Origin of the sequence: Amycolatopsis sp. NPDC058986, from assembly GCF_042741125.1 — a bacterium.
In the GTDB taxonomy this organism is placed as follows: Bacteria; Actinomycetota; Actinomycetes; order Mycobacteriales; family Pseudonocardiaceae; genus Amycolatopsis.
This window is the reverse complement of the sequence record NZ_JBHYJW010000002.1, coordinates 81416-94896: the sequence shown is the minus strand read 5'-3', so window position 1 is coordinate 94896 and position 13481 is coordinate 81416. Positions and strand designations below refer to the sequence as shown.

Below are 13481 nucleotides of genomic sequence, written 5' to 3'. Positions count from 1 at the left end.
TAGTGCCCAGGGCGGCCTGGCCTTCGTAACAATCAAAGGCTGCGCTCGTTTCGACAGCATGCCAGCCATGGTGATCTGATCGAACGCGAGAGCAACGGTGCACGCCCGGTCGCCCTTCTGGGCCAAAACGCACTAGTGTCCTGAGTCGTTAATTCGCTTGTAGTGCGCGGCGAGGGTGTCGAGGATCTGATCTGTGGTCTTGGTCCACACGAAGGGTTTGGGGTCCTTGTTCCACTCACTCGTTGATCCAGCGGCGGACGCAGGTCTCGAGTTCGGTGACGCTGCGATGGGTGGATCGGCGCGGATGACGGATCAGTCACTCCTTGACCTTGGGTGTCTTGTGAGTGGCGTAGTTGTCCAGCACCAGGTGCAGGTCCAGATCCTTCGGGTGCAGGGCGGGCAGGCTCGTCCGGGCGCACGACGGTCGTCGCTTGCGGCAAGAGCCTCATCAACCACCAGGTGGTGTAGGCGGATGCCGTTGCCAGTCACCAAGGTTGTCGTCGCGTCCCGCCGTCGGCGACGATTCGACCTGGGTGGCCGCCTCGTGGCGAATCGTATGGTGACGGGGCTGGTTACAGGTCCTTGTTGTAGATGATGAAGTCGCACGGTACGGCGAGCTGGGGTGCGAGGGCGGGATACTGCTCCTGCAGAGAACCTCGGCGGACCACCTTGTAGCCGGACCGCTCGTTCCACTCGGCCATGAACTTCTTCGATTCCTGTGTGCCTTCCCGGGGGACGAGGAGTTCGATCTGGAGGGACTTCACTCCGCGGCCACGGAGCATGTCGATTACGAAGCGGCGCAGTTCCCGGCCGATGCCGATGTTCCGGAACCTTGGATCCGCGACGAGCATGCCGGTCTCGGCGGTGTTCGGGTCGAGTTGTTGTACGCGGATGGAACCCACGATGAGCGTGCCGATGCGGGCGACGACGATCTGCCCGGCCTTGGTGAACTCCTTGATCTCGTCGACATTTGTGCGCGTCGCGCCAGGGAGCCACAGTCCGTGCTCGGCGGTCGCGTACACCCGGTTCACCATCTCGGCGAGGTGTGTCATCGTGTGTTGGTCGTCGCTCGCTTCGGGAGGCAGTAGCTCGACCTTGAGATCAGTGGACACGCTCATGTGGACCCTGGGCTCCCTCTGTGGTGACGACATCAGTTCATTAGTTGATTGCTGACAAATTCAGGCTAGCAGGGTTCTCCGGTGATCCGGGTGGCGCAGCTTCGCCGACCGGGTCATTTCGAGCCGGTGCGGCCTGGGCCGGGTGGGCAGCACCGGCGTGTCCGAGAATCCGCGTTCGAGAAGGCGCCTGGTGATCTCGTCGTGGGCAGTCCTGATATGCGTGGCGGTGAGTTCGGCGACTGTGTCGGCCTGTCCGGTCTCGATCGTCTTGACGAGGGCGGTGTGTTCGCGGTCTGGCTCTTCGGTGTTGCCGTCGTATGAGAAGCCGAAGGCGAAATAGCGCTGCGTAAGTGTCCGCAGGGAACGGATCGACACGAGCAAGCGCAGCCGTTGCGAACAAAGGGCCGGTCGACAACTTCCACGTCTCGACCGCATGCGGTTTGAGTCCGAACGCCGGCCAGCGCGAGGCTCATCCGACAAGCCCTCCAACCGGTCTTTGACCAACCGCGACCGCCATTTGGAACACACGGGGACGCAGTCGACGATCAACGTCCTGCGCAAGCAGAGCGACACCGCTGGCCAGAAACCTGTGGCAGGGCGAGACGGACGGTGGGCGTGCCCGGGGCCGGGCACGCCCACCGTCGGATGAGTATCGAGGTGTCAGGCTTGCGTGGGCAGGGTGGTGACGAGCCATTGCTGCTCGTCGCCGTTGCTGTCGGCGAACTGCTGCACCAGTGCGCCGTTGTGTGTGCCGGAGTCGAGGACGGAGGCGACACCGCCGCTGAAGACGCTCTGAAGTTTCACAGCGCCATTCTTGCCGGTGACGAACGTCCATTGCTGGTTGACGTCGAGATGGCAGGCGTACTGCGTCAGCGCGACGCCGTTGCGGGCCTGGAGGCCGGTGACGTCGAGGCACTTGCGGGAGTTGACGTTGCGCAGCGCGTACTTGTGGCTGCCGAGGTCGAGGAGTTCCCAGCGCTGTTTACCGCCGCTGACGCAGTCCCAGAGTTCGGTGCCGCGGCCGTCGGTGAGCGCGTCTTCGGTGCCGCCAGCGACCTGCAGGCATCGCTGGGACTGGACGCCCTTGAGTTCGATGACGCCGGGCTGCATGGCGATGGTCTGGCCGGTGTGGTTGACGTCGATCAGGCGCCAGGCCTGGTTGCTGGCGTGGGTATTGGTGTACTGGACGACCAGGGTGGCGTTGTCGGTGCCGCCGTTCGCGGCGGCGGCGGCCTTGCCGCTCTTGACGTTGCGCAGCTCCATCATGCCGTCGTCGCCGACCGGGACGAACTCCCACAGCTGCTCGGGAGCCGTGCCAGCGCAGTCGTTCTGGACGAGGGCGTCGTTGTTGTTCACGCCCCCGCCGGCGACGCCGAGGCATTTGAGCGAGTTGACGTTCTGGAGCGCGTAGCGGTCGTTGCCCTTGGCTCGCAGGACCCAGCGCTGTTTGTTGCCGTTGACGCAGTCCCAGAGTTCGGTGCCGGCGCCGTTGTTCTCCGCGCCTTGGCCCCACAGTCCCGCGACCTGCAGGCACCGGCCGGACTGCAGTCCCTTGAGCTCGATGACCAGGCCTTCGGCGGGTTTGGCGAGGTCGAGCTTGGCGGCGTCGTGCTGCCCCTTGTTCAGGAACGCAGTGAGCACGGCCAGTGTCGGGGTCTTCAGCGCCGTCCTGGCTGCGGCGACCAGGTGGGGCTGGAATCCGTCACGTTCGGCGGCGTCGAGGATCTCCTTGACTTGACGTGTCTTCAGCTCGGCGTCCTTGGCATCGCGGGCTTCGATGTCGCGCTGGTGGGCTGCGTGCACGCCGGTTGCGATGAACTCCTTCAAGGCGGCCGGGGTACCGGCGTCCAGCGCTGCGCGTGCGGCGATCTTGACCTCGGCGCCGGTGGTCTTGGTCCAGATCATGTCCACGAAGTCCCGGTCGGGCAGGTTCTTCATGGCCTCGTCGGCCACGATCCCCAGCGCCGCGGACACGGCGAGTGCCTTGGCCTCCTGGGCCTCTTTCAGTTCTTTGGCTTTTCGCTCGGCTTCTTTCGCGTCCGCGATCTCTTTCTGCCGGTCGATCTCGCGCGCGTCGTAAATTCCTTTGTTGATGAACTTCTGGTGATCCTCTGGTGTGCTCTCCGGGCGCAGTGCGTCGGCGGCGGCGTTCTTCACCGCGGATCCGTCTTTGGCTTTCTGCCAGACTCGGAAGACGAATTCCTTGTCGGACAGGTTGATGACCTCGTCGGTGGCTTCCATGCCGGGAACCTGGGCGACGGCGTTGCGCTTGGCGGCGCGGGCTTTCTCCTTGGCGAGGTAGTCGGCGATCTCCTTGTTGTCGTCGATCTGCTTCGCGGTGTAGATACCGGTCTTGATGAACCGGGTGCACGCGTAATCGTCGGAGCTGGTGAACGCCAGCAGCGCCGCGTTCTTGACCTCGCTGCCTTCCTTGGCCTTGCGCCACAAGGCGAGGACGAAGTTCTTGTCGTTGAGGACCAGCATGTCCTCCCGGGCGCTGATGCCCAGGACCGCGGCGGCCTTGAACTTCTCGTCGGTCGTCGACTCCTCTAGCAGCGTCTGCGCCGAGGCTGCCGCCGGGGTCGGTGCGGGCGCGGCCACAGCGGTCGGAGCGCCGAGTGCCGTGGCGAATATCGCCAGCGCCAGCAAACCCGTGGCGACGTGACGACCGACACCTAAAATGGCTATTTCCCGCGCGCTTCTAATACGCATGCATGCATCCCCTCGAAACGTGGTGAAACCATCCCACCCGCCTGCGCATCGATTGCGCGCCGCGCGGCGTTACGTCCGCAATGACCGATCCTGTGTTTTGTGGTGCGGGTCACCGGCTAAAGTGGCGCGTGCTTGCGTGACGACCTTTCGGTGTTGTTTGATGCGAAGTGTCGTCGCGCAGCTCAGTATTTAGGCGACGCAGGGGCTGGGCCATTCGGAGTGTCGCTCTCCCGGTCTACCAGTTGAGGGGAATTGTTATGAAAAAGCGATCGTTGATCGCTGTCGCGTTACTCGCCGCTGCGAGTGTCGAGTTGGTGACTGTCGCACCGATCGCCGTCGCGGCTTCCGCGTCGGCGGGTACGGCTGCCGGTCAGGTCGACTGGAGGCAAGCCATGGTTCGGCGGCTCACCGAGAAGGACGCCCGATCCGAAGTGCGGCTCGCCGCGTGGAACGCGTTGCTGAGCAAGGACGTCGACGCCGCGATCACGCGATTCCTCGCACCAGGCGGGGGCTATGAGACAGCGAAGGCGCGTGCGGCGCGAAACGCTGCCCGCAACGAGGAGATCATCCGCCGGGTGTTGTCGACCACCTCCGCGCTCACCTCGCCCGCCGTGCACGCTGCGGCCACCCGGGCTTCGCATGGGACGCTGGACGAGCAGGACGAGTTCGTGCGTACAGGCTGGGATGAGGCCAGGGCGCAGGACGAGAAGTCCGATGGCCGGAAAGATCGTGAGGTCGCCCGCCAGGCGCAGGCCGATCGTGACTATGTTGCCGGGCTCGCGGCGAACGCCCCGGGCCCCTGGGTGCGGGCCGCCGCGGCACGGGCGGTGAGTACCGGCGATGCGGGTCTGGTGGAGTTCTTCGGCTACGAATGGGCCAGCGCGGCGCGCTGCGATGTGCAGGCCTACCGGGTTCGGATGGCCGATGCGGAACTACTCTGGCAGGCACGGCTGAGCCAACTCGTCAGTTTCGCCGAGGAGGCCGAGGCGGCGTTGGCGCGGGCCGAGGCGGCTGTGGTTGACAAGGCACGAGCGGCCGCCACCCAAGCCTGGCGCACGGTTGCCGATCACGCCGCAACGGCTGAGCAGGGCTGGGAGGCCGAGCGGCAGCGAGCGGCTGAACAGGCGAAGTCATGGAGCGCGGTGGCCGAGTTCGCGAAGACCGCGAGCACCGCGCAGGACTGGACGACGATCGCCCGGCACGCCGACGACAGCCGCGCCACGTGGGCCGAGGAACAGTCATGGGCGCAAGCGCAGGCAGCACAGTGGCGGACGCTCGTCGACACCGCCCGCGCCGACGAGTTCCGCGTCGCGGCTTCCCACTGACCTTTCGTCCACAAGAGACATCTGACTGACCACGTTGGAGTGCGTTTCCCCATGCCCACGTACGCTTTCCGCGCCGTCCTGAGACACGGCCGCGTGATCTCCCACACGATGATCGTCCTGCTCGCGTTCGCTGTCTTCCTGGGACTGGCGGCTCCCGCGCACGCGGTCGAGGCACCGCAGCCACCACCGGCGACCGGGCCGGCGCAGGCTCCGGCGTCGCCGATCAGTGACGAGGAAGCCGCGTTCAACCGCCAGCTGGTCCAGGACATCGTCGATTTCACGAGTGAGGTCGAGGTTCGCGAGGCGGCGAAGGCCGCGTTGGCGACCAACGATCCAGTGAAGATCAAGGAATACCTCGACGTCGGTGATGCACTGGCGAAGAAGGCCGCTGCCGAGCGGAAGAAGCGCGTCGCCGCCGAGAACCGCGCTCAGGTGGCCGAATGGGCCCGCACCGCGGGCCCCACCGCGCGGGCGCGCGCGGTGGAGTTGCTGGAGAAGGGCGACGACGCGCGGATCGCGGACTTCGTCGCGTTCGGCAAACGACTGGCCGACGACGAGGACAAGCAGATCGCCGACGACGCGGTGAAGCGCGCCGCGGTGATCGAAGCGCGTGTGGTGTCGATGGTCGCCGCCGGCGGTCCGGAGGTGAAGGCCGCTGGTCAGGCCGCGCTGGACACTCACGACCCGATGGTCATCGCCGAGTTCTACAACCACGGCTACGCCGTCGCCAACCAGCGGGACGCCGACGCCCGCGCGGCGATCGAAGCGGCGATGGCCGCGCGGAACAAGGCGCTGGCCGAACTCAAGGATCTGGCCGAGCGGTCCACGCGAGCCGCGAACGCGCGTACCGAGATTCTCAAGGCGAGTGTGCAGGGGGTGCGGTTCCTCACCGACGCCTCCTACGCCATGCGCGCCGCGAATCAGGCCGCGAAGAAGGCCGGGCAGATCTTCGAGGTCGACAAGCCCGGCCGCGCCTCCGGGCAGCGTGGCAGGGCACCGGAGTTGGCCCAGCAGACCAGAGACGCCAAACGGGAATGGGACAACACTCTCGCCGCGGCGCGGGAAGTCACCACCGCGGCGGCGATGTCGGAGACCGCGACCCGCCAGCTGGCCGAGACCGGTCTGACTCATGGCATCGAATGGGGCAAGGTCACCCAGTCCATGGCCGCCGCGGCCCAGTCTGCGGTGAAGGCGGCCGAGACCGCGTTCCACGCCGCGGAGGCCACCGAAGCGGCCAGCAAGGCCCTCGACGCGGACGCGAACGCCCAGGTCCACGCCGATAACGCCGCGCAGTGGCGCCAAGCCGCCGAAGACCACGCCAAATCCGCGGCCGCGATCGCCGATGCGGCCCGCCAGCAAGCCAAGGCCGCAGCCGACGCGGCAACCCGCACCAAGCGGGCCAGGACCGACGCCGAACGCGCCGAACAACAGGCGTGGGCCGCCGCGAAACGCACCCGTGACGCCCGCCTCGTCGCCGAGAAGGAACAACGCAACGCTGCCGCCGCCCGGGCTCGCGCGGAACAGGAAGCCCGCAACGCGGCCGGAGCCCGCGCCCGGGCACAGTCGCAGGCCGCCATCGCGGCCGGTGCCCGTGGCAACGCCACCCGCCTGGGCCAAGCCGCCATCGCGGCCGAACAGACCGCGGCGAGGGAGGAGAAGAACGCCGTCGAGGCGAGCGGGCGAGCGATCGAGGCGGAACGGGCGCAGAACGCCAAGCTTGCTCGTGCCCAAGCCCTGGAGGCGATCGCCGCGAATGCTGCGTCCGGTGAGGCGGCAAACAACGCCCGCGCCGCGGCCACCGCGGCGCGATCCGAAGCCGATACCGCGACCGCAGCAGCCGGGCAGGCCAGGGCTGCGGCCAACGCCGCGACAGGTGCCGCGGTACGGGCGCGTTCGGCGGCCATCGAAGCGTCCGCCGCCGCGGCGCGGGCGAACGCCGCCGCGAACAAGGCCGAGACCGAAGCCGCAGCGACGCACGCGTTCGCGGTCACGGCCAACGCCGCCGCCGCGACCGCCACCGCCGAAGAAGCCCTCGCCGCCGAACGCGCCGGTGCTGCCCAGCGGTTGGCCGCTCAGGCCGCGAGCGAGGCCGCTCAGGCCCTGGGCGCCGCCGACCGCACCAAAGCCGAGGCCGACGCCGCGCTGGCCGAGGCGGTCGCCGCGGCCGTCCAGGCGGGAATCGCGGTGCGGGCAGCACAGGCGGCCGGAGCATCGGCGGCCGGGATCGCCGACCCCGCCGGAATCGCCGCGGAGGCTTCGGCAACCGGCAGTGACCTCGCCGCGGAACTCACGAAGCAGGTCGCTGAGCAGGCGAAGATCATCGGCACAGACCAGGCCAAGGCCGCCCAGGACCGGGCGGCCGAAGCCTCCGCTGCGGCGAGTCGTGCCGCGGACGCGGCCAAACGAGCCGCTGCCGAGGTGGCCCCCGCCTACACCGCGGCCGCCGCGGCAGCCGAATCCGCCTCAGCCGCGTCGCGGGCCGCCGCCGACGCGCAGCGCTCGGCCGCCGCGGCGGCCGAGGACGCGGCCGCCGCACGCAACGCCGGTGCCCGAGCATCGCAAGCCGATGACCAGGCACAGGGCGACGCGCAGGCAGCACGTCGCGCCGCTAACGCCGCCGCCAGTGACGCTGCCATCGCCGGCCGGTCGGCGGCCAGCGCCGAATCCGACGCCGCTACCGCCCGCGGCGCGGCCAGCAACGCTGAACGCGATGCCGCTATCGCCCGTGACTGGGCCGACAAGGCCGAAGCTGCCGCGAGCTGGGCCGAGGACCACGCGAAGAACGCCGCCGCCGCGGCAGCCGAGGCGGTCGCAGCCGCCCAGCGCGCCGAGCAGGCCGAGAAACAACCCGACCCTGGGACAACACCGCCCCCGGGCGCCGCGGATGACCTCGGTGAACCCGCCCTCGGGCACGACCTGCCCGCCGACCGCCTTGAGGCGCTGCGCGGGATCGGCTACACCGGCTCCAGCCGTTTCACCTGGCAGGAAGCCCTCGACTTCGCCGCCCGCGGCCCCTGGCCGCAAGCCGAAGTCTGCTTCGCCCTCGGCGGCACCATTGACCAATGCCGCCCCGGCGGACCCCTCGGTGGCTTCGCCGGCTTCATCTACGACGTCTTCCTCTCCGACATCAAAGCCTGCGCCATCGGAAACGGCACATCCTGCGCCATGGCAGTCGCCGGAGCCGGCGGCAGAGCAGCCAAAATCCTCGGCGAAGCAGCCAAAATTGGCGAAGATGCAGCCAAGGCGGGTGCCGCGGCCCGCAAGATTCCTGGCTACACCCCGCCGCCCAAGGGACCACCACCTGGAGTGAAGGGGGCAACGATTGCGGATCGGAAGACGTCAGTTCAAGGTGGTGGCGGACTCCGCAAAAGATGGAAGGACGACAAGGGGAACATCTACGAATGGGACTCGCAACACGGCGAGTGGGAGATGTACAACAAGCGCGGTAAACATCAAGGCGTCCTTGACCCCAACACAGGGGAACAGATCAAGGGCCCAGTCCCCAACCGGAGCGTCGAACCATGAACGATCCCGCAGTCGGATGGCAGATCGAAGCATTTCGCAAGTCGGACGAACTTTTGGACTGGGTCCTGGATCTGCCTCCGGGGATCAGCCATCACACCCTCGAGGACATACTCGGCTATGACGATATGTCCAGGCCCGAGGGGTATCCCGCCACTGCTGAACAGGTCCGCGCCGTCATGAACCACTTCGGCGTGCCAGCAGATACTGCTTGCCCGCTCGACGACACCAAACTCAAGTACTACGTGGCAGCCTTCGCCGACACGCGCACGGCCCAAGCCGACATCAACCCACCCGGAACGTCGAGCGATGAGTGATCAGGCGGTCGGTTGGCAGATCGAGGGCTTCCGCAAGTCAGACGAGGGCTTGGCCTGGCTGGGGAGGCTTCCTCTGGGGTCGACCTCATCGTCGAGTGCGCGTGGAGTCGTGGTCATTCGCCTCGCCGGTAGCGAAGCTCGTCGCCAATCGGAAGGAAGCCATGCCTGAACAGAGCCGTCCCCACCGCATGTCGGTGCGTCTGGGGCTGCTGGTGGTCGTGTTCACTTCGCTGGGCATGCTGGTCATTCCCCTGACGACCGGAACGCTCAGAGGCGTACTGCTGACGCTCTTGGGAATGGGAGTTGCCGCCGCCGCAGTTGCTGTCGGAGCCTGCTATGCCGGGACGAGAGAGCGATGAGCACTCGTCCGATGGTCATGTCCCGGCCGTCGATCAGCTTCAGGAAGCGCACAAACTCCTGGTGGCGGTGGCGCCGGTAGTGCTGGGCGATCACCGAGCCGCTGCCGACATCGAAGGCCGCGAACAGGCTGTGAACGCGTAGTCGCCGGAGAGGGTTTTGCCTTCGGAGATGAAGGATCCTGGCCGGAACGAGCGGCCACTGCAGCAGGACTCAACCGAACATAACACCGCCCGTAAGACCGAGGCTAATGCCGCGAGCGCCTGGCAGAGTTTCTCAACTTCGAGCCGTTACAGCGGCGTATAGCGACCTGCCCCTGTGAGACGGATCGCTATACGAACGCTCGTGTCACCAAATCAGCGGAAAGAGATGGGCACCTTCGGCAGCTCACCTGTGTCAGGGTCGCTGGCTGCTACGTAGCACCCTCCGCCTGGGGTGTTGCAATCATAGTTGTCATTCTCACCCCACGACATATGCCGGTAGACTGTAACGGTGGCCGAGACATTCCCGCTCCCGTCGGTCACCGGGCCGCCGATAAGGTAACAACGTCCGTCTGCGCTGCATTCAACCAGTATGATCTGTCGATTCGGTGTCATGCCACTGACGGAGACTGAGACTTGCTGCTCCGGATCGAGGTTTGTTGACGGTGTCACGGTGAGTGTGGCCGACGGTGACTGAGCCGCCGCCGTGCCGCCGAGTAGTGTTGCGCTCGCAACAGAGACAGCGGCCAAAGTCACCCACTTTACCGTGCGCTTAGCGGATATCATTCTTCCCCCTCTTTAGATTGTTAAATCTCAGGCGCCGAGGTGGCAGGGTTTCCTCGGCTCATATGTGTTGCCCAGGAGACGACCAAGTCCTGCTCCCTCCGTTCGGCAGCCTGCCGCAACCGTGAGGCCGTGGTCAACGGTGTCGATGCTGCGAGAGGTGAGGCGTGGCGATTTTGTCACGTCCGCGTAGGCCAGCGCCGGGGATCTTGTCGGATGGAGTCGCCCGGTGGCCATTGACCGAACGGGGAGCCTGGCAGTTCACAGGTCGCGGCCACGTGCAACGCTGCGAGTTTACACCAAGGTACTTGTCACGAGCATCACAATCCTGCGGGGAAGGATGCCTCACGTTGATCACAACAATCGCTACGCGCAGAACCCTCTTGTCTGAAGTGTGCCCTAATTGCTTGCGTGGTGAAAACTTCGCCACGTATCGTCTATTTCGGCGTACCGGCGTATTATCGATGTATCAGGCGACGAAGGATAACCACTATGCGACTGGTGACTCGACGCGGCGTCCGTGCGCTGGCGATCGGTGTGGCGCTCGCCCTCGGCGCTGTGTCGCTGAGCTCTGCCTCTGCCACGTCGACCGGCCCCAGTATGAACGAGCCGGTTTCGTCAGTAGCTGCTTCGACTGCGGCAGCCGGTTTGACCGCGTCGTACTATGTGCGGAACACGGTTTCGCGCATAGCGAAACTTCGCTCGAACCTGACCACCGGCGAGGGGCGTTTCGACGCCACGGTTGACGCGGTGAAAAAAACCCTGTCGGGCTCGATCACATTGCCGATTATGGCGAACGCGTACTTCGTGACCTTCGGCTTCATGCCGGCGACCAGCACCGTGGAGCTAGTGGCCGACGGAGATCAAAGCGGCTTTCTGCTGAAGAACCCTGGCGACCCCGGGGAAGTGGCGTCGCGGCCGTTTCCGGATGGGAAGAACTACATGTCGGTGATCACCGACATGACACTGCGGCTCGGTATCCACGTGAGTGACACCAAGGTTGACAACAAGGTTCTCGAAGTGGGGCCGAACTGCAGGACTCGGAGCCCTATGGAGATCAAGATCAAAGGGTTGATCGGGCTGCAGAACACGGCCCCCCCGACCGTCCTCAAGAGCAGTTTCGATATCCCGCCCTTCTCCGGATGCGGCGTGCGGGAAAACCTGGATAAGCTCATCACCGGCATGATTTCTGGGCCCGGGAACGAGATGAGCACCACCATTGCCGTCCGTTGCATTGGCAGCTGCTCTGTCAGCTAGAGCCTGTTTTGGTGTGCTGAGCAGCGGAGCTTCTGTCTGGCGTTGTTGGTGCGGCGTGTCTTAGGTCAAATGGACGGCATTCGCTGGCGGGTTCGTGTCGGTTCCCCGTGGCGTGACATCCCACCCGTGTATGGCTGCTGGCAAACCGTCTATGGCTTGTTCCGGCGCTGGCAGCGCGCCGGTGTGTGGGCGCTGATCCTGGCGGCGTCGCAGACCCGGGCCGACGCCTCCGGGCTGATCACCTGGGACGTGAGCGTGGATTCCACGATCAAACGGGCGCATCAGCACGCGGCAGGCGCCCGTATCGAGGGCGGTCTGCGGAAAGAACCGCCAGGCGGTATCGGCGAGCCCGAACCGGCCGACCACGCGTTGGGCCGGTCGCGGGGAGGTCGGACGACCAAGCTGTATCTGGCCACCGAGCAAGGCCAAAAACCATTGTCGTTGCTGGTGACCGCCGGTCAGCGTGGTGATTCGCCGCGGTTCGAGACGGTGCTGGCCAGGGTCCGGGTCGCCCGGACTGGTGGTGGGCGAGCCCGGACCCGGCCGGATCGTGTCCTGGCGGACAAGGCCTGCAGTTCTCGCGCCAACCGGGCCTGTCTGCGGCGGCGCGGGATCGCCTGCACGATTCCCCGACCCCTTTGACCAGGTCCGGCATCGCCGCAACCGCGGCCAGGCCGGTGGCCGGCCGCCAGCGTTCGATCCGGAGATCTACAAACAGCGGCATGCGGTCGAGTGCGGCATCAACCGGCTCAAACGCAACCGAGGCGTCGCCACACGATTCGACAAACTCGCGGTTCGCTACGAGGCAACCATCCACATCGCAGCGATCAACGAGCGGCTACGCCATTGAAACAGGCTCTAGACCGACGAGCGGCCGATCCGGAGGGCGGTCGCCGTGGCACGGATGATCGTCTCAATGAACTTCAGTGCCTGGCAATCAGCCTGTCCGATCGTCGGAGTGCGCGCGGGGAATGCGGGGCCGCTGTGCGCAGGTCGGGCACTGTGGGTACGGCGCGTCTATGGCGAGGCGGCGCACATTTCGGTCCAGGTGCACCAGGTCCACATAGTGTTCCCCATTCCCCCAGCGGCGGGGAACATCGGTGATCAAGCTCAGCACGGCATGCGCAGCCAGAGTCCCAGCAATCCCGGCCGCGACCGCGTTGCCCGCCGTGAGAGCATCCCCGTCCGGGGGTGGCGTCAGGAACTCCCGAGACAGCTCTTCCCATCGTTCAGGATCCGCGACATACCCGCCCTGTTGCGGAGGCGATACCCATCGATCACCTTGTTCACCGCGATACGTGTGACGTAACTGCGGTTCGCAGCCATCGGCCGCCCGCAACGGTCCGGCCAGAGCCTCAGCATCTCGACATAGGCGTCCTGCGTGGCGTCCAGCGCGAGCTGCAGGTCACCTACGGCCGTGCGGCGGGCGACCATCAACGTCCGGTCCGCCGTCGCGCGGTAGAACGCCTCGAATCCTCCCGGCCCCGTATCGTCGGACAGATCACCACGCGGAGGCACGACCATCACTGTGCTTTGTCCTGCTCGATGTCCGCAGCGGTCGATGGCGGCTGAGACCGACAATGGTCGACAGTGACTGCGAACCGTGCACCCTGCTCATCCTCGTCAACCAGGTGAGTCCCAGGTAGAGCGATCTGGGTGGCGATTCGCTCGATGCCGGCCCGGCGGCGCAGGTACCGCATCAAGCTGAACAGCTCTCTGACCACGACTGCGGCGGTCGAGGTCAGGGCAACCACCATCCACGTGCTGCTCATCGTCGCGAGCCCCCTCCGACAGGAACCATCCACCCCGAACTCGTTCCAGCCGGTGCCCGCGTCTACACCGCCGCGAGTTGGGCGCGACGCCGAACCTCCGTTCGTAACACGTTGACCTGAGATTCCCGAGCGCGTTGCCGGAGAGCGACGCGTCACGATCGAGCACTGCCACGCTCTCCATGCCCGAGATCGGGAACGGGGGTGCGATTACGGCAAGGATCGGTCGGCACGCCGACCGACGAGGACTTCGTGCGGCGGCCTGAGCCATCCGAGTGATTTTCTTGGGAGCACGCCCCGGATGCTGCCTGGGCTGGCTGGACGGTGCCCAGTCGTCCAG

12 protein-coding genes and 1 pseudogene are annotated in these 13481 nt (G+C 66.2%); 6 read left to right on the top strand and 7 right to left on the bottom strand.

Annotation, left to right across the window (positions count from 1 at the left end; translation table 11 throughout):
* Positions 1-132: 132 nt before the first annotated feature.
* The 4 genes and pseudogenes from ACFW0G_RS02335 to ACFW0G_RS02320 all read right to left on the bottom strand — a co-directional run.
* Positions 133-388 (bottom strand): annotated as a pseudogene (locus ACFW0G_RS02335) (IS630 family transposase); the annotation flags it as partial.
* 184 nt (positions 389-572) lie between these two features.
* Positions 573-1118, bottom strand: a complete 546-nt coding sequence (locus ACFW0G_RS02330; protein ID WP_378322835.1) for a GNAT family N-acetyltransferase — start codon at positions 1116-1118, stop codon at positions 573-575.
* A gap of 60 nt (positions 1119-1178) precedes the next feature.
* The gene (locus ACFW0G_RS02325) at positions 1179-1493 is read right to left on the bottom strand and encodes a hypothetical protein (RefSeq protein WP_378322834.1); all 315 of its coding nucleotides are present in this window, start codon (positions 1491-1493) and stop codon (positions 1179-1181) included.
* Between the two features lie 285 nt (positions 1494-1778).
* On the bottom strand, positions 1779-3830 hold the full coding sequence (locus ACFW0G_RS02320) for an RICIN domain-containing protein (RefSeq protein WP_378322833.1): 2052 nt from the start codon (positions 3828-3830) through the stop codon (positions 1779-1781).
* 272 nt (positions 3831-4102) lie between these two features.
* On the opposite strand from ACFW0G_RS02320, the gene ACFW0G_RS02315 reads away from it, so the two are divergent.
* The 4 genes from ACFW0G_RS02315 (at position 4103) to ACFW0G_RS02300 (ending at position 9353) form a co-directional block, all read left to right on the top strand.
* Entirely contained in the window at positions 4103-5155 is a 1053-nt protein-coding gene (locus ACFW0G_RS02315) for a hypothetical protein (RefSeq protein WP_378322832.1), read from the top strand.
* Positions 5156-5263: 108 nt separating this feature from the next.
* Positions 5264-8680 (top strand): colicin E3/pyocin S6 family cytotoxin, encoded by a 3417-nt coding sequence (locus tag ACFW0G_RS02310; RefSeq protein ID WP_378322831.1) that lies wholly within the window; start codon positions 5264-5266, stop codon positions 8678-8680.
* Complete coding sequence (locus ACFW0G_RS02305) at positions 8677-8994, top strand: hypothetical protein (protein WP_378322830.1); 318 nt, start codon at positions 8677-8679, stop codon at positions 8992-8994. Before ACFW0G_RS02310 ends, ACFW0G_RS02305 begins: the two co-directional genes overlap by 4 nt.
* A gap of 161 nt (positions 8995-9155) precedes the next feature.
* Positions 9156-9353 (top strand): hypothetical protein, encoded by a 198-nt coding sequence (locus tag ACFW0G_RS02300; protein ID WP_378322829.1) that lies wholly within the window; start codon positions 9156-9158, stop codon positions 9351-9353.
* Positions 9354-9707: 354 nt separating this feature from the next.
* On the opposite strand, the gene ACFW0G_RS02295 is transcribed toward ACFW0G_RS02300, so the two are convergent.
* Positions 9708-10118, bottom strand: coding sequence for a neocarzinostatin apoprotein domain-containing protein (locus tag ACFW0G_RS02295; RefSeq protein ID WP_378322828.1), 411 nt, complete (start codon positions 10116-10118; stop codon positions 9708-9710).
* 489 nt (positions 10119-10607) lie between these two features.
* On the opposite strand from ACFW0G_RS02295, the gene ACFW0G_RS02290 reads away from it, so the two are divergent.
* Positions 10608-11372: a hypothetical protein gene (locus ACFW0G_RS02290; protein WP_378322827.1), complete on the top strand. Its 765-nt coding sequence runs from the start codon at positions 10608-10610 to the stop codon at positions 11370-11372.
* A gap of 69 nt (positions 11373-11441) precedes the next feature.
* Positions 11442-12014 (top strand): IS5 family transposase, encoded by a 573-nt coding sequence (locus tag ACFW0G_RS02285; protein ID WP_378322826.1) that lies wholly within the window; start codon positions 11442-11444, stop codon positions 12012-12014.
* Positions 12015-12569: 555 nt separating this feature from the next.
* Here ACFW0G_RS02285 and ACFW0G_RS02280 read toward each other — a convergent pair.
* Both ACFW0G_RS02280 and ACFW0G_RS02275 read right to left on the bottom strand, forming a co-directional pair.
* Positions 12570-12890, bottom strand: a complete 321-nt coding sequence (locus ACFW0G_RS02280; RefSeq protein ID WP_378322825.1) for an RNA polymerase sigma factor — start codon at positions 12888-12890, stop codon at positions 12570-12572.
* Positions 12891-12895: 5 nt separating this feature from the next.
* Positions 12896-13144, bottom strand: a complete 249-nt coding sequence (locus ACFW0G_RS02275; protein WP_378322824.1) for a hypothetical protein — start codon at positions 13142-13144, stop codon at positions 12896-12898.
* Between the last annotated feature and the right edge of the window lie 337 nt (positions 13145-13481).